Source organism: Rhodococcus sp. BP-316 (assembly GCF_019836105.1).
Lineage (GTDB): Bacteria > Actinomycetota > Actinomycetes > Mycobacteriales > Mycobacteriaceae > Rhodococcoides.
On sequence record NZ_JABUEE010000005.1, the window covers coordinates 331,341 to 348,518 of the forward strand.

General features: G+C 70.5%; 7 protein-coding genes and 1 riboswitch. Of the genes, 5 read left to right on the forward strand and 2 right to left on the reverse strand.

Translation table 11 applies throughout. The features are described 5' to 3' along the window. Positions 1–60 precede the first annotated feature (60 nt). Entirely contained in the window at positions 61–1,212 is a 1,152-nt protein-coding gene (locus tag HQ312_RS12340; RefSeq protein WP_027503756.1) for an MFS transporter, read from the reverse strand. A 296-nt stretch (positions 1,213–1,508) separates the two neighbouring features. Further along, a riboswitch (SAM riboswitch) is annotated at positions 1,509–1,627 on the forward strand. A gap of 227 nt (positions 1,628–1,854) precedes the next feature. On the opposite strand from HQ312_RS12340, the gene HQ312_RS12345 reads away from it, so the two are divergent. The 5 genes from HQ312_RS12345 (at position 1,855) to HQ312_RS12365 (ending at position 16,875) form a co-directional block, all read left to right on the forward strand. Further along, positions 1,855–3,210 carry a bifunctional o-acetylhomoserine/o-acetylserine sulfhydrylase gene (locus HQ312_RS12345; protein WP_081821014.1) on the forward strand — a complete coding sequence of 452 codons (1,356 nt, stop codon included), beginning with the start codon at positions 1,855–1,857 and terminating at the stop codon, positions 3,208–3,210. 56 nt (positions 3,211–3,266) lie between these two features. Beyond that, on the forward strand, positions 3,267–4,358 hold the full coding sequence (locus HQ312_RS12350) for a homoserine O-acetyltransferase (protein WP_222627242.1): 1,092 nt from the start codon (positions 3,267–3,269) through the stop codon (positions 4,356–4,358). A 177-nt stretch (positions 4,359–4,535) separates the two neighbouring features. After that, complete coding sequence (locus HQ312_RS12355; protein WP_222638745.1) at positions 4,536–15,038, forward strand: non-ribosomal peptide synthetase; 10,503 nt, start codon at positions 4,536–4,538, stop codon at positions 15,036–15,038. Next, complete coding sequence (locus tag HQ312_RS12360) at positions 15,035–16,039, forward strand: ATP-binding cassette domain-containing protein (RefSeq protein WP_056447647.1); 1,005 nt, start codon at positions 15,035–15,037, stop codon at positions 16,037–16,039. Before HQ312_RS12355 ends, HQ312_RS12360 begins: the two co-directional genes overlap by 4 nt. Further along, on the forward strand, positions 16,036–16,875 hold the full coding sequence (locus tag HQ312_RS12365; protein WP_056447645.1) for an ABC transporter permease: 840 nt from the start codon (positions 16,036–16,038) through the stop codon (positions 16,873–16,875). Before HQ312_RS12360 ends, HQ312_RS12365 begins: the two co-directional genes overlap by 4 nt. Here the strand turns inward: HQ312_RS12365 and HQ312_RS12370 are convergent. Continuing rightward, positions 16,872–17,138 carry a DUF3017 domain-containing protein gene (locus HQ312_RS12370; RefSeq protein WP_222628594.1) on the reverse strand — a complete coding sequence of 89 codons (267 nt, stop codon included), beginning with the start codon at positions 17,136–17,138 and terminating at the stop codon, positions 16,872–16,874. The two genes, HQ312_RS12365 and HQ312_RS12370, sit on opposite strands and share 4 nt — an antisense overlap. Positions 17,139–17,178: the final 40 nt, after the last annotated feature.

A 17,178-nucleotide genomic window follows, 5' to 3' on the forward strand; every position in this document is an offset into this window, starting at 1 on the left:
TTGACCGACGTGATGGTGTGAGACACCGCAGCACCGTATCCGACAGGGCGGACAGGACCGTCAGGCGGCGAGACGAGCGTCGGTGCGACGCTGCATCGCCACCGACGTGGCCAGAACGGCGATGCCGGCGATCGCGAGACCGGCACCCACCACGGCCGGCGCCGTGTAGCCGAAGCCCGCGGCGATGACGGCGCCGCCGAGGGCGGCCCCCAGCGCGTTCGCGAAGTTGAACGCCGCGTGGTTGAGCGAGGCGGCGAGGGTCTGCGCATCGGCGGCCACGTCCATCAGTCGCGTCTGCAGTCCGGGCACGATGGCGGATCCCGATGCGGCGATGAGGAACACGACGATCAGAGCGGTCACCGGGTTGTGCGCCGCGGCGACGAACACCGCCAGGCTCACCGCGACGGACGTCATCGCCAGGAAGAGCCCGGGGACGAGCATGCGGTCCGCGATCCATCCGCCGGCCATGTTGCCGACCACCATGCCGAGGCCGTAGATCATCAGCGCCAGGGGCACCGCGGCCTTGGACAGACCGGCCACGTCCGTCAATGTCGTGGCGATGTAGGTGTACACGGCGAACATGCCGCCGAAGCCCACCATGCCCACGAAGAGGGTCATCCACACCTGCGTGCGCCGGAAGGCGCCCAGCTCGGTCCGCGGGTTCGTGGTGGGCATCGAGTCCAGTCGCGGCAGCCACACCGCGAGGGCGGTGACGGTGAGGGCACCGATGACGGCGACGATGCCGAACGCGCTGCGCCAGCCGAACGCCTGGCCGATCCACGTGGCCGCCGGCACACCGACGACATTGGCGACGGACAGTCCCATCATCACCATTGCCACCGACTTGGCACGCGCACCGGGATCGGCGAGGTGGGCGGCCACCAGCGCTGCCACACCGAAGTACGCGCCGTGCGGCAGTCCGGCGACGAAGCGGGAGGCCATCAGCTCGTGGAAGCTGGGCGCGAACACCGTGCCCAGGTTGCCGAGAGTGAACGCCACCATGAGGGCGAGAAGCAACGTCCGCCGCGGCACCCGCGCCGCGAGCGCGGCGATGACGGGCGCACCCACCACGACACCGACGGCGTAGGCGGAGATGAGGTGGCCGGCGCTGGGCTCGGACACCCCCATCGTGGTCGCCATCTCCGGGAGCAGGCCCATCGAGACGAACTCCGTGGTGCCGATGCCGAAACCGCCGAGCGCGAGCGCCAGCATCGCGACGCGTCGGCGGCGCACCCGCGGCCGATCCGCCGCGGGGTCCGCGGCAGCAGCGGGAAGGACGTCGAACGCGACGGAGGGGGGTGTCACGAGCTCACTTTCGGGTCTGCGCCCGTCGTCGATCGTTCATGATCGATTCAGAAGCGCTCGGGTGGTCAACGACGACGGGCGCCCCGAGAGGCGCCCGATCACCTGACCAGTCTGACCTTCGGCAGGATCATTCGCCAATCGAACGATCGTGAGTTCGGCCACCCTCGTGCCGTCGACACCCGACCCGCTACCATTCCCGCCAAGGTCATGAGTGCCAGCATCGAGCCCCGGCTTGCTGGCCGGCAACCCTCCAACCGCGGTGGGGTGCCCCGGGTGATGACCGGGTTACTCGGCCCGCACGGGCCGAGAGCAAGCGCGGGCCCGTCTCCTCGGGCCCACCGACCGACGATCTCGGAGGTACCCATGTTCTCCCACCGACTGTGTTGTAGCCGGCGATAGGCCCCGACCCTTCTCTCCACGAAGATCGGCTCGCCTACTGCGCTCTGCACACGGTGAGGTGCCTCTCGTGCTGCGGGCGTGGCGGCTGCCGACGTGGACCCCACTCGAGCACTCCACTCGAGCACCACCCCCACGAGGAGCACGACACCCATGACCGATCACACTTCCGACACCGGTGCCACCGAGGGCGACGTCGTCGACGCAGCCGGAGCACCCGTCGAGGATCCGGCACTGAACTGGAGCTTCGAGACGCGGCAGGTGCACGTCGGACAGGTTCCCGACGTCACCACCCACGCGCGCGCCCTGCCGATCTACCAGACGACGTCCTACACGTTCGACAACACCGACCACGCCGCCGCGCTGTTCGGGCTCGCCGAGCCGGGCAACATCTACACCCGCATCATGAACCCGACGCAGGACGTCGTCGAGCAGCGCATCGCGTCGCTCGAGGGCGGCGTCGCCGCACTGCTCGTCTCGTCCGGCCAGGCCGCCGAGACGCTGGCGATCCTGAACATCGCCGAGACCGGCGACCACGTCGTCTCCAGCCCCCGTCTGTACGGCGGCACGTACAACCTCTTCCACTACACGCTGCCCAAGCTGGGCATCACCGTGTCCTTCGTGGACGATCCGGACGACCTCGACCAGTGGGAGAAGGCCGTCCGCCCCGAGACCAAGGCGTTCTACGGCGAGACCATCTCCAACCCGAAGAACGACATCTTCGACATCCGCGGAGTGTCCGACGTGGCACACCGCCACGGCATCCCGTTGATCGTCGACAACACCGTGGCGACGCCGTATCTGATCCAGCCTCTGAAGCACGGTGCGGACATCGTGGTGCACTCGGCCACCAAGTACCTCGGCGGCCACGGCACCGCGATCGCCGGCGTCATCGTCGACGGCGGTGGCTTCGACTGGACACAGGGTCGCTTCACCAACTTCACCACCCCCGATCCCAGCTACCACGGTGTGGTGTTCGCCGATCTCGGCGCTCCGGCCTTCGCACTCAAGGCCCGCGTGCAACTGCTGCGCGACATCGGCGCGGCGGTCTCCCCGTTCAACGCGTTCCTCATCGGCCAGGGCATCGAGACACTGTCCCTGCGCCTCGAGCGACACGTGCAGAACGCGACGGCGGTCGCACAGTTCCTCGAGCAGCGCGAGGAGGTGACCAGCGTGAACTACGCCGGGTTGCCGTCCTCCCCGTGGTACGAGCGCGGACAGGAACTCGCCCCGCGCGGAGCGGGTGCCATCGTGGCGTTCGAACTCGCGGGCGGTGTCGACGCGGGCAAGCGTTTCGTGGATGCGCTGGAGCTGCACAGCCATGTCGCTAATATCGGAGACGTGCGTTCACTGGTGATCCATCCCGCGTCGACGACGCACTCGCAGTTGACGCCCGAGGAGCAGCTGGCCTCCGGAGTCACTCCGGGCCTGGTGCGACTCGCAGTCGGTATCGAGGGAATCGACGACATCCTGGCCGATCTGGAGAAGGGTTTCCGGGCCGCATCTTGACACTCGATCTCCACTCGCCTGCCCGTCCGTCGGCATTTCCGCCGGCGGACGGGCAGGTGGGCACCGTGCACATCGGCGACGTTCCCCTCGAGAGCGGACGCGTGGTTCCCGACGCGACGGTCGCCGTGCAGCGGTGGGGCGAGGTCTCGCCCGCGCGGGACAACGTCGTTCTCGTCCAGCACGCGCTCACCGGGGACTCGCACGTCACCGGACCGGCCGGACCGGATCACCCGTCGCCCGGGTGGTGGACCGGCATGGTGGGTCCCGGCGCACCCCTCGACACCGATCGCTGGTGCGTGGTGGCGACGAACGTGCTCGGCGGGTGCCGAGGTACCACGGGTCCCGCGTCGCTCGATCCGGACGGTGTCGCGTGGGGATCCCGATTCCCGGCCATCTCCATCCGCGACCAGGTGGCGGCGGAGCGCATGGTCGCCGACGCCCTCGGCATCGACCGCTTCGCGGCGGTCGTCGGCGGCTCCATGGGCGGTATGCGCACTCTCGAGTGGCTGGTCTCCTACCCGGACCGTGTCGCCTCGGCACTGGTGCTCGCCGTCGGTGCGCGCGCGTCCGCGGACCAGATCGGCACCCAGACCACGCAGATCGCCGCCATCACCGCCGACCCCGACTGGCAGGGCGGTGACTATCACGCCTCCGGTCGCGCTCCGCGTGCCGGACTCGCCGTCGCTCGGCGCATCGCGCACCTCACCTACCGCACCGAGCACGAACTCGACGCCCGGTTCGGCAACGAGCCCCAGATCGGCGAGGACCCGCTGAACGGCGGGCGCTACGCGATCGCGAGCTACCTCGAGCATCAGGCGACCAAGCTCGTCGACCGCTTCGACGCCGGGACCTACGTGCTGCTGTCGGAGGCCATGAACCGGCACGACGTGGGCCGCGGGCGAGGCGGGCTCGAGGCGGCCCTGGGGTCGGTCCGCACGCCCACCATCGTGGGCGGCGTCGACTCCGACCGGCTGTACCCCCTGCGGCAGCAGCAGGAGATCGCCGATCTGATCCCCGGGTGCGACGGGTTGCGCATCATCTCCTCGCGCGACGGCCACGACGGCTTCCTCACCGAGCCCGATGCGGTGTCCACGATGCTCGTGGCCACCATGGCGTTGGCCTCCGACGCACTCGCGGCGAAGGACTGACCCTCACGCTCCCCTGAGCTTGGCAACTCTCACAAAGAAACCTGGAGTCCTCGAGGACGAGGGAAATCAAGTTTCTGGTTTGTTAGTGTTCGACATCGTGTGGTCTGCACCGCAGCGCTCGACGCTGCGGTGACCGAAGGGCCCACCGTGGGGATGCGAGCGAGCCGGGGGAACAGCATGTCGGACGATCACCCGGGCTCGGGCGCGGGAGCGGACGGCTACACGGAGGTCTTCGATCTCACCCGCGCGCAGCGGGACATGTGGTTGCTGCAGGAACTCGACCCCGAGGTCACCTTCGCCGTCGCGCACTACATGGACATCCGCGGCCCGCTCGACGTAGATCTTCTCGAGCAGGCCATGCGCCTCGCCACTCTCGACACCGGCTCGATGCTCACCCGACTCGTCACGAGTGACGCGCAGGACGAGCGCGTCGACTCCGACTCGCTCCGCCAGCGGCTCGACCTCTCGCTCCTCGACATCGACCTCGACCGCATCGACGTCAGCGACGACGAGTTTCCCGAGGAGGCGGCGGCCGAGATCATGACGGAGTTCACCCGTCCACTCGACATGTATCGGGACGCGCTGGGCTACACCGCCGTCATCACCCTGGCCGAGGACCACCACTACTGGTACGCCCGCGGCCATCACGTGGCCATCGACGGCTACGGAGCCTCGGTCGCCGCCGCTCGCACCGCCGAGATCTACACCGCGCTGGTACGCGGCGAGGATCCACCGCCGTCGCGAGCACGGCATCCCCGAGCCTTCGCCGAGGCCGAGGCGCGCTACCGGGCGTCGTCGCGGTACGAGCGCGATCGAGCCCACTGGGCCGGTCTGCGCGACGTCCTCGGCGAGCCGGTCTCGATGTCCGGGCGGGTCGCGCCGCCGTCCGCGTTCAACCACCGCTGCGACACGCTGCTCGGTACCTCGGCGGACCGGACGGTTCACGACGCGGCGGAGCGTCACGGATCCACCGTCGCGGTCGTCGTCGCCGCCGCGTTCGCCGCGTTCCTCGCGCGTGTCACCGACACACCCGACGTCGTCCTGACGATGCCGATGGCCGCCCGCGTGACGTCGTGGATGCGCGAATCGGCGTCCATGGCCGCCAACGCGGTACCCGTGCCCGCGCACTGCGGCGGCGGCGTCGACATCGGCTCGGTGGTCCGCGAGGTCGGGAACCGCGTCAGCGAATCACTCCGTCACCAGCTGCTTCCCGCCTCGGAGATCGCCCACCTGCTCGGTGCCCCCGGCGTCACCCTCGGTCCCACCATCAACCTCATGATGTTCGGCGAACGTGTGGTGCTGGGCGACATCCCGGCCGATCTCGAACTACTGACCTCCGGACCGACCGCGGACATGGCCGTGACGGTGCACGAGAGCACCACCACGGGTCGCCTGCGGGTGGACCTCGAGGGCAACCCCGCCCTGTACACGGCCGACGAACTGGTCGTCCACAGCGAACGGTTCGCCCGCTTCCTCGTCGACTTCGCCGAGGCCGACGTCGACACACCGTTGCGCGCGCTGTCCCTCGTGACCGACGAGGACCGCGCCGCCGTCCTGCCCGCACTCGATCCGCTGGTGCCGCCGTTCGCCACGTTCGCCGACATCCTCACGCACGGGCTGGTGCTGGGCGAGAAGGTGCCCGCCGTCGTCGACGGCGACATCGCACTCTCCTATCCCGAGCTCGACCGCCGCTCGGACGCCCTGGCCCGCGAGTTGCTGGATCTGGGTGTCGGTCCCGACGTCATGGTCGTGTCCGCGCTCCCCCGCTCCCACGCGTCCGTCACCTCGGCCTGGTCCATCGCGAAAGCGGGCGGCGCATACGTGCCGGTCGACCCCGCCCTGCCTGCCGACCGGATCACCACCATCATCGGCGACAGCGGCGCACTGGTCGGTATCACGACGAGCGCACTGGTGAATTCGCTTCCCGCGCAGGTCGAATGGGTCCTCGTCGACGAGGACAGAGCACCGCTCACCGGCGAGGGCCTCGTGGGAGCACGGCGCCCCGGACCGGACGACCTCGCCTACGTGATCTACACCTCCGGCAGCACGGGGACGCCGAAGGGCGTCGCGGTGACGCACCGGGGCTTCGCCGCGATGACGTACGCGGCCGTCTCGGCGCATCGTCTGCCGCGCGGCGCGCGGGTGATGCACTTCGTGTCACCGGGATTCGACGCCTCCGTCCTCGAGATGGTGCTGGCCTTCGGGTCCGGCGGGACGCTGGTCGTCGTGCCGACCGACGTGCACGGGGGCGAGGAGCTGGCCGAGGTGCTCGACTCCCAGCGCATCGACGCCGGTTTCATCACGCCCTCGGCCCTCGCCACCGTTCCTGTGGCGCCGGGCGCGGGTCCGCGTGCCATCGGAGTCGGCGGGGACGTCGTCCCGGTCGCGCTGGTGGACGAGTGGGCGCCCGGACGCCGGATGGTCAACGTGTACGGGCCGACCGAGAGCACGGTGGCGGTGACGTTCGGTCCCCTGGTCGCCGAACACGAGGTGGAGCTGGGGTCGCCCTTCCCGGGTATCCGCGCCTTCGTCCTCGACAGCTCGCTCGCACTGACACCGCCCGGCTGTGTGGGTGAGCTCTACCTCGGCGGTACCGGCATCGCTCGCGGGTACCTCGGCCGTACCGCCCTCACGTCCGAACGTTTCGTCGCCGATCCGTTCGGACACTCCGACAGGCTCTACCGCACAGGCGATCTGGTGAAGTGGACCTCCCGCGGCACCCTGGTCTACCTCGGGCGCCGGGACAGCCAGGTCAAGGTGCGCGGATTCCGGATCGAGCTCGGCGAGATCGAGGAGGCGCTGCGCGCGCTGCCCGACGTCGCGGACGCCGCCGTGGTGGTCCGCGGTGACGGCACCCTCCGCACCGTCGAGGGCTACGTGCGCATGACGCACGCGGGCGCCGTCGCCGACACGCTGCTCGACGATCTCGCTCTTCTGCTCCCCCACTACATGGTGCCGAACCGGCTCACGATCCTGGACGAGATGCCGTTGACGCCAAACGGCAAGATCGACAGGCGACGCCTCCCCGAACCGCGTGCCCGTGAGAGCCGTCCCGCGCGCGCTCCGGAATCGGAGAACGAACTCCTGGTGGCCAGCGTCCTCGCCGACGTCCTCGGCCTCGACGACGTGGCCGCCACCGACGACTTCTTCGAACTGGGCGGCAACTCCCTGCTCGCGACGAGGGTCGCCGCCCGGATCTCCGCGGTGGGGGGCCATGCCCTCGGGGTTCGCGAGGTGTTCCGGCATCCCGTGGTCGAAGCGCTCGCACTGCACCTGGACGACGGCACCCCGTCCACCGGCGATCAGGACGGGCCCGTGCCCGTCGACCGTTCCGTGCCGATCCCCGCCTCGCCGTCCCAGCGCAGCATGTGGTGGATCGAGCAGTACCGGCCGTCGGCGACCTATCACGTGCCGCTCGCTCTCCGCGTCACCGGTACGTTCTCGGTCGAGGCGGCGCGGGCCGCGCTTCTCGACGTTCTCGATCGTCACGAGAGCCTGCGCACACTCTTCGACCGCGACGACGCCGTCGACGGCCCCGTGCAGCGTGTCCTCGACATCGACACGGCCACAGCTCTGTTCGATGTCGACGTGCTCGACTCGCCGGACATGGACGCCGTCCTCCCGGCACTGACGGACGTCGCCTCCCGCCCCTTCGATCTCGCCGTCGACCTGCCCCTGCGCGCCCGGATCGTCCGCGTCGCCGGCACCTCCGGACCGGCGGCCGATCACGTCCTGGCTCTCGTCCTCCACCACGTGTGTGTCGACGGGTGGTCGCTCGGCGTGCTGGCCACGGACCTCGTCGTCGCGTACTCCGCGCGGCTCGAGGGTCGCACCCCGGCGTGGTCCCCGCTGCCCGTGCAGTACGCCGACGCCTCGGAATGGAAGCGGCTGGCACTCGGGTCCGCGGACGATCCGGAGTCGGCTCTCGCGACGTCCGCGGCCTGGTGGGCCGACGCGCTCGCGGATCTCCCCGACGTCCCCACTCCCGGTGCCGATCGCCCGCGTCGCGCGGAACCGTCCGGACAGGGCGCGACGGTGTCCGTCGTTCTCGACGGCGATCGTGGAGTGCACGTCGATGCCCTCGCCCGCCGAGTCGGCCTGTCCCATTTCATGATCGTGCACGCCGCACTGGTCCTGGTGCTGAGTCGGTCCGGAGCAGGCGACGACGTCACCATCGGCACCGCCGTCGCCGGACGCGATCACCCGGACCTCGACGGGGTCGTCGGCATGTTCGTCAATTCCGTGGTGCTGCGCACCGTGGTCGACGGCGCGGCGACCGTCGCCGACCATCTCGACGCCGTGCGGGCGGCCGACCTGGACGCGTTGGCCCGAGCGGACATGCCCTTCGACACCCTCGTCGATCTCCTCGACCCACCGCGCACTCCGGGCCGCCACCCGCTGTTCGACGTCATGCTCACCACCCGCAGCACGCCGGACACGTCGGGCGCGGTGGGCGGTGCACGGGTGACCGCCCACGGGATCGACGTCGCGCGGGCGAAGTACGACCTGGAACTGGTGCTCGACGAGTCACCCGGGCATGCCGGCCCGCGGTCGAGCATCGATCTCACCTATGCCACCGACCTGTTCGACGAGCGCACCGCGCGGGCCGTCCTCGATCGACTGCTGGCCGTGCTCGACGCGATCGCCGCCGACCCCGACGCGCTCGTCGCCGACATCGACGTCCTGCTGCCTCCCGAGCGCGCGGCGACGGTACCGATGCGGGAACGAGCGCGAGCTCGGTCGACGGACTCGACCTCCGCGCTCGACGCTCTCGTGGCGCATCACGCCGCGGTCTCTCCGGACGCGGTGGCCGTGGTCGAAGGCGACCGGCGGACCACCTACGCAGAGCTCGAGGCACTCGTCGCCCGCGGCGCCGCACGCCTCGTGGACAACGGCGTCTCCGCCGACACGCGTGTGATCGGCCTGCTGCGACGCTCGACCGAGTCGGTGGCCGCGATCCTCGCCGTCTCACGCGCCGGCGGTGCCATCGTGCCGGTCGATCCCGACTACCCGGCGGACAGGCGCTCGTTCATGGTGCGGGACAGCAAGACGCTGCACGCCGTGTGCTCCGATCCCTCGGACGTCCCGAGCGACGGCTTCCTGTGGTCCACGACCGACTCACTGTTCGCCGAGGAGAACGTCCCGACGTGTCCCGACGACGGTGGCTGGGTCGTTCCGCTCGGCTGCACGGCCTACGTCACCTACACGTCGGGAACGACCGGACGCCCCAAGGGCGTCCAGGTCACACGTCAGGGATACGCGAACATCACCAGCGAACTGGTGCGCGCCTACGGGGCGGACACCGACGCCCGCGTGCTCGCCTTCGCCTCTCCCAGTTTCGACGCCTCGATGCTGGAACTGGGCCTCGCCTTCGGATCCGGAGGCGCGCTGGTGGTGGTGCCCCCCGGAGTCGTGGGCGGTACGGAACTGGCGACGCTGCTGCGCCGCCACGACGTGACGCACTGCTTCCTCACCCCTTCCGTCCTGTCGACGCTGTCCGCCGACGACCTCGTCCCCGGCGACCCGGTGCTGCTGTCCGCACTCGGCGTCGGCGGCGAGAACTTCGGCTCGGAACTGCTCGATGCGGTCGCGCCCGGACGCACCGTCATCAACATCTACGGGCCCACCGAGACCGCGATCTGCACCCACGCCAGGACGCTCCACGAGGGTGACGACGTCGCACTCGGGCGCCCCGTCGCCGGGATGCGGGCAACCGTGCTCGACGCCTCGCTGCAACCGGTGCTGCCCGGAGTCGAGGGCGAACTGCACCTCGCCGGAGTACAACTCGCGCGGGGTTACCTCGACCGGCCGGGCCTCACGGCGACACGCTTCGTCGCCGACCCGTTCGGCCCGCCGGGAAGCCGGACCTACCGCACCGGCGACCTGGCCCGGTGGACCTTCGCGGCCGATCCCGACAGCACCGAACCGGTCGTCCGCATCACCGGTCGCAGCGATTTCCAGGTCAAGATCCGTGGTCTGCGGATCGAGCTCGGCGAGATCGACGCCGTGCTCGCGTCGGCACCGGGCGTCGGTGGAGCCGTCACGCTGACGACGCCCGGACCGACCGGCGAGACCCTGCTCGTCTCCTTCGTCCATCCCGTCGTCGACGAGCCGGCCGCCCTGCGATCGAACGATCTGCTCCGCCTCGCCCGCACTCGGCTGCCGCGTCACATGGTGCCCACCGCGATCGTCGTCGTGGACGCGTTTCCGCTGACACCGGTGGGCAAGCTCGACCGTGCGGCGTTGCCGATGCCGTCCGTCCTCGTCGACGAGGACGACCGCGCTCCCGGAACCGCCGCGGAGGCAGCCCTCGCGGGTGTGCTCGCGCAGGTCCTGGGTGTCGAGCGGGTCGGTGTCACAGCGGACTTCTTCGCGCTCGGCGGGACGTCGCTGACCGCGACGCGCTACGCCGCGCGCATCACCGAGGTCACCGGTGTGCCCGTCGCCGTGCGCACCATCTTCGATCGACCCACGGTCGCCGAGCTCGCCGAACTGCCCGAGTTCGCCGACGTGACAACAGATCCGGGCACCCTCCCATCGGCCGCCGCGGTGACACCCGCGGAGCGACCCGATCCCGTCCCGCTGACCCCGGCGCAGCTGTCGATGTGGTTCTCGTCGAAGGTGGCGAGCACCGCCACGGCGTACACGATCGTGGCCGGACTGCTCGTGGAGGGTCCGCTCGACGTCGACGCCGTCGGTGCGGCCGTGAACGACGTGATCGCGCGGCACGAATCGCTGCGCACCGTGTATCCCACGGTCGCGGGCGAGCCGGTGCAGGTGGTCCTCGACGCCGCTCCCGTCTCCGTCGAGCTGGTCACACCCTCCGACTCCGACCTCGATCCGTCGGCGCCCGAGGTGCAGGCGGCACTCGACGAGGTCGCCCGGCGACGGTTCGATCTCGCGACCGAGGCTCCCGTCCGTGCCGTCGTGGTGCGCCTGTCGGAGCACAGCCACGTCGTCGGCGTCGCGGTCCATCACATCGCCGCCGACGGCGAATCGGTGGCGCCGCTCACCACCGACCTGCTGCTGGCCTACGAGGCTCGCCGCACGGGAGTCGCACCGGTGTGGCCGACGGAGCCGGTGCAGTACATCGATCACGCGCTGGCACTCACACTCTCGGTGGGCAGCGCCGACCACACCCGCGCCGTCGACTTCTGGCGCTCCGCCCTGGACGGCGCTCCCCCCGTGCACTCGGTACCGCCGGACAGCCCGCGCCCCGACCGGCCCACCGGCCGCGCCGACGTCGTCGACGCGGTCCTGAGTCCGCAGGTCCGCGAACGCGTGCTCGCCTGTGCGGCCGATCACCGCGGTACCGAGTTCATGGTGGTGCACGCAGCACTGGCCGCCGTGCTGGCCGCGCACACCCCCGGGATCGACCCGCTGCTCGGAACGGCGGACGTCGTCGTCGGCACCCCCTACGCGGACCGCGCCGGAGCCGAGTCGATGGTCGGCATGGCGGTGAACACCCTCGCGCTCCGGGTGCCGGTGTCGTTGGCATCCACCTTCGACGAGATCGTCGAGCTGGTGCGGGACCGCGATCTCGCGGCGCTCGACCATGCCGCGGTTCCGTTCGAGACGCTGGTGTCGACACTGCAGCCCGAACGTCATCCGGCACGCCACCCGATCGTCCAGATCATGCTCTCGGTCCACGCCGCACCGCCGCTGCACCTCGATCTCGGCGGGCGCACAGTCTCCGCGCTCCGCCTGCCCGTGGAGCGATCCGCCTTCGATCTCGTCGTGACCGTCCGCGCCCGGACGGACGGTGGTGCCGACGTGTCGGTCACCTATGCCCGAGACCTGTTCCTGCCCAGCACCGCTCGTCACCTGGCCGACGCCGTGGTGGACACCTTGGACCGCGCCACGTCCGATCCCGCACTGTCGATCGCGAGCCTCACGGGCCCGTCCCGCCTCCCGTCCGAGACGGAGTTCCTGGACGTACTCGTCGAGCGTGTCGCGCGCGACTCCCCGGAGCGCGTGGCCGTCGTCGCTCCCGAGGGCACCCGCACCTACGGTGAACTCCTCACCGCTGCAGACGCTCTCGCCGACCGCCTCCGCGCGGCCGGCGCCGGGCCCGGACGCACCGTGGCGCTCGCGATGAGCCGGTCCGCGTCCTCGGTGACGGCGTTCTGGGCCGTCGCGAGGACCGGCGCGACGATCCTCCCTCTCGATCCGACATATCCCGAGGAACGTCTGAGCTACATCCTCGACGACGCGGAACCCGTCCTGGCATTGCGAGCAGACTCGGATCCCGTGGTCGCGCCGGACGCCGTCAGGTGGTGGACCCTCGACACCGACGGAACGCCCGATCACCCCTCCACGCCCGACGCGGCCCTGCCGGCCGCGGTCCGGCGCAGCCTCGACGACGTCGCCTACCTCGTCTACACCTCGGGAACGACCGGGCGCCCGAAACCCGTCGGCGTCACCCATCGCGGCATCGAGAGCCTCGCCGTCGCCCTCGGAACCGCGTTCGACACCGACCGGACGTCTCGCGTCCTGCACGCGGCGTCACCGGGGTTCGACGCGGCGATCCTCGAGATGTTGCTGATGGTGATCCGCGGATCGACGTCCGTGGTCGCGCCGCCCGCCGCCTACGCCGGCAGGGCGCTCGAGGCCCTGATCGAGCGTGAGCGCGTGGACGTGCTGTTCCTGACGCCTGCCGCGCTGGCGACCCTGGATCCTCACACCGTGTCCGGCGTGCGGTCGGTGGGCACCGGCGGCGAGGCGCTTCCCGCGGCTCTGCTCGAGGCGTGGGCCCCGGGTCGCCGCATGGTCAACGCCTACGGCCCCAGCGAGACCACGGTGGCGGCGACGACGGGCGTCCAGCGCGCCGGCCGCGCACCCCACATCGGACTCGCCGTGCCCGGGACCGCCCTGCGCGTGCTCGACACGACACTTGCCGAGGTCGCCGACGGCGACGTGGGTGAGCTGTACGTCTCCGGACCCGGAGTGGCACAGGGCTATCCGGGACGCCCGGGGCTCACGGCGGCACGATTCGTGGCCGACCCGTCCGGCCGCCCGGGCGGCCGGACGTACCGCACCGGCGACCTGGTGCGGGTCGCATCCGACGGCATGGTCGAGATGACGGGCCGATCGGACACCCAGAGGAAGATCCGCGGTGTCCGCATCGAACCCGCCGAGGTGGAGGCCGTGCTGGCCGCACATCCGGCCGTGACGTCGGTGGCCGTCGTCGTCGAGGAGAACTCCGTCGGCGCGGCGCTCGCGGCACACGTCACGGTGCACGGCACCGTCGACTCCGCCGCCCTGCGGAGCTTCGCCGCCGAGAAGCTCCCCCGTGCCCTCGTCCCCGCGACGGTCACCGTGCATTCGTCGTTGCCGCGCACCCCGCACGGCAAGGTCGACCGACGCGCACTGCTCATCCCCCTGGGCCGGCTCGAACCGTTGGCTCCGGATCATCTGAGTGCCGCACCTGCCCGGGCGACCACCGCCACGGCGATCGCGCCCGCCCGGTCGTTGCTCGACACCGTCCGGAGCGTCTTCGCCGACGTGCTCGGGGTGGACGCCGTCGGCCCGGACGACGACTTCTTCGCTCTCGGCGGGAACTCCCTCGCCGCGGTGCGGGTCATGGACGTCCTACGTGAGCGCCTCCGTGCCGACATCGCTACCGACGTCGACCCCGATTCCATCGACGTCACCTGGTTCTTCGACGCAGCCACCCCGGCTGCGTTGTCCGCTCGCTTACAGGAGCTGATCATGCTCGACGACAATCACGGCACCCGAGGCGACGGCGGCAGCCACGCGAACGGTTCCTCCACGAACGGCTCGGGCACGAATGGGTCCGCAACCACAACCGCCACGAGGACCGGATCACACGCGGCACCCCCGCCCGTCGCCGAGCCGTCCGCTCGCACCCCGAAGCCACCGGTCCGCCGCACCAGCACCGACGCGGTGCTGCCGTTGCGTGCCGGCGACGACGGTGTGACTCCCCTCATCTGCGTGCATCCGGCGATCGGGCTCTCCTGGAGCTACACCGGACTGCTGCCACACCTCGATCCGTCGATCCCGGTGCTGGGTCTGCAGGCCCGCGGCATCGGCATCCCCGCACCCGAGCCCGCGTCGGTCGCGGAGATCGCGCGCGACTACGTCAACACCGTGCGCGCCCAGTTCCCCACCGGCCCCTATCGACTCCTCGGGTGGTCACTCGGCGGTCTCATCGCCCACGCGATGGCCGTGGAGATCGAGAAGCTCGGCGACGAGGTCGAACTGTTCGTCATGGACGCGTATCCCCTCGCCGGCAGCGACCGCCCGCGCACCGAGATGTCCGTGGCGTCGCTGATGCGTGAGTTCCTTCCTCTCGAGGTGACCGTCGACGACGACATCGATCTCGACGAGGCCATCGCCATGATCCGCGGCGCGGGGGGACCGACCGCCCATCTCGACGAGGGGCAGATGCGACGGCTGTACGAGCGCTACCAGCTGTTCGTCGACCTCGGCCACGACCACACCCCGGCCCGGTTCTCGGGCGATCTCCAGTTCTTCTCCGCGACCGTCGATTCCGATCCCACCCTCACGCCGTGGGCATGGCGGCGCTACATCGCCGGGTCGATCACCGACTACCCCGTCGACGTCCCGCACAACGCGATGGGCACGCCGGACGCGCTGGCCGCCGTCGCACGTCGCCTCGGCGGTGTGCGTCCGGCGCTGCTCGCCGGTGCCCGGTGACCGCCGGACTCTCCGGAGGAGCGACTCTCGCCGTCGACGTCCGATCGTTGGTCAAGGACTACACGGGACGACGTAACACGCACCGGGCCCTCGACGGCGTCGACCTCACGGCCGCTGCGGGACAGGTCACCGCGGTGCTCGGCCCCAACGGCGCAGGCAAGACCACCACCGTGCGGATCGTCGCGACACTGATTCGGCCCACGTCGGGTTCCGTCCACGTCGCGGGCGTGGACGCCGTGAAGGACCCGCGCACCGTGCGTGGGCTCATCGGGCTGTCCGGCCAGTACGCCGCCGTCGACGGTCGGCTCACCGGCTACGAGAACCTCCGTATGCTCGGGCGGCTCTACGGGCTCAGCAGCCGAGACGCACGCGCGCGGGCGCGCGAGCTCCTCACCCGGTTCCGCCTCGACGACACGGGAACCCGCTCGGTCTCCACATTCTCCGGCGGTATGCGCCGCCGTCTCGATCTGGCGGGCGCGCTGGTGGCGCGGCCACCCCTCATCGTGCTCGACGAACCCACCACAGGTCTCGACCCCCGCAGTCGGAACGACATGTGGGACATCGTCACCGACCTCAAGGCGGACGGAACGGCAGTGCTGCTCACCACCCAGTATCTCGAGGAGGCCGACCGACTGGCCGACGCGATCGTCGTCGTCGACGGCGGTGTCGTCGTGGCCAGGGGCACCCCGTCCGATCTGAAGTCGCGCGTCCGTCCGCCGTCCGTCGAGGTGCGCCTCGCCGACCCTCGTGACCTGCGCCTGGCAGCGGATCTGCTTCCGCGGATGAACTTCCGCGTGCACCGCGCCTCTGCGTCCGCCGGGTGGTTCACGGTGGATGCGCCGTGGGGCAGCGAATCCATGGTCGACGTGCTGAGTCGCCTGCACGGCACCGGTATCCGTGTCGGCGACGCGCGGGTGAACGTGCCCGATCTCAACGACGTCTTCTTCCAGTCGACCGGTAGCGCGTCCCCCGCCGCCGCCCTCGCGACGGCCACCGCATGACCGCCGAACTGGTCGGTCCCCGCGGAGTCCGGGAGCAGAACGCCTCGAGCTTCCTCGTCGACTGCGTGACCATGACCCAGCGCAACCTGCTGACCATCCTGCGGGTCCCACAGCTGTTGCTCGGAGCGACGATTCAGCCCCTCATGTTCGTCCTGCTCTTCAGCTACGTCTTCGGCGGAGCACTGGGCGGTGCCACCTACCGCGAGTTCCTCATGGGCGGCATCTTCACGCAGACCGTCGTGTTCAGCGCCGCGTTCACGGCCATCGGGCTCGCGACCGACAGCAAGGAGGGCATCGTCGACCGGTTCCACTCGCTGCCGATGTCGCGTCTGTCCATCGTGCTGGGGCGCACTCTCTCCGACATGCTCGTGTCGGTGGTGAGCATCGCAGTGATGATCGGCGCGGGCTACGCCGTCGGGTGGCGTATCCGCGGGAGCGCTCTCGACGCGCTGGGCGCCGTACTGCTGCTGATGTTCTTCGGCTTCGCCATGTCGTGGATCGGCGCCGTGGTCGGATCCGTCGCCAGCACTGCCGAGAGTGCCCAGAGCGCGCTCATGATCATTCTGTTCCCGATCACGTTCATCTCGTCCGCGTTCGTGCCGTCCTCGACGCTGCCGGGTCCGCTCCGCGCTGTCGCACAGTGGAATCCGATCACCTCGGTGGCCCGGTCGACGCGCGAGTCGTTCGGCAATCCCACCGCACCGTCCGTCGCGATCCGCGAACCGATCAACTGGGCGTCGACACACCCGATGCTGTACTCGGTGATCGTCTCGCTGCTGATCCTCGCGATCTTCGTCCCGTTGACATTGCGGGTGACCCGCTCACGCGAGGGCTAGTCCGTCCCGAGCGGATCGATCGAGACGGCGAGCCACACCACCGCGCTGCCCACAGCAGCCAGCGAGAAGGTGTCGAAGGCGCGCGACCGCACGGCCAGGATCCCGACACGCTCACTTCCGAGGCACAACCGGCACGCGGCGGCGATCAGGGTCGCGACACCGAACACGAACGCACCGCGGCGCCACCGGTCGGCGAGCACCAGGACCACGGCGACGACGATCACCAGCACGACGGCGACCACCGGAATGCTGCGCCGGAACATGTCCCGCGCCGGCCTCCGCCGCGTCGGCTTTCTCACGAAC

What these genes read in the sequence shown, in the direction of transcription:
- HQ312_RS12370 (WP_222628594.1), bottom strand. Translation starts at nt 17,138, where the DNA reads ATGTTCCGGCGCAGCATTCCGGTGGTCGCCGTCGTGCTGGTGATCGTC.
- HQ312_RS12345 (WP_081821014.1), top strand. Translation starts at nt 1,855, where the DNA reads ATGACCGATCACACTTCCGACACCGGTGCCACCGAGGGCGACGTCGTC.
- HQ312_RS12340 (WP_027503756.1), bottom strand. Translation starts at nt 1,212, where the DNA reads ATGCTGGCGCTCGCGCTCGGCGGTTTCGGCATCGGCACCACGGAGTTC.
- HQ312_RS12355 (WP_222638745.1), top strand. Translation starts at nt 4,536, where the DNA reads ATGTCGGACGATCACCCGGGCTCGGGCGCGGGAGCGGACGGCTACACG.
- HQ312_RS12365 (WP_056447645.1), top strand. Translation starts at nt 16,036, where the DNA reads ATGACCGCCGAACTGGTCGGTCCCCGCGGAGTCCGGGAGCAGAACGCC.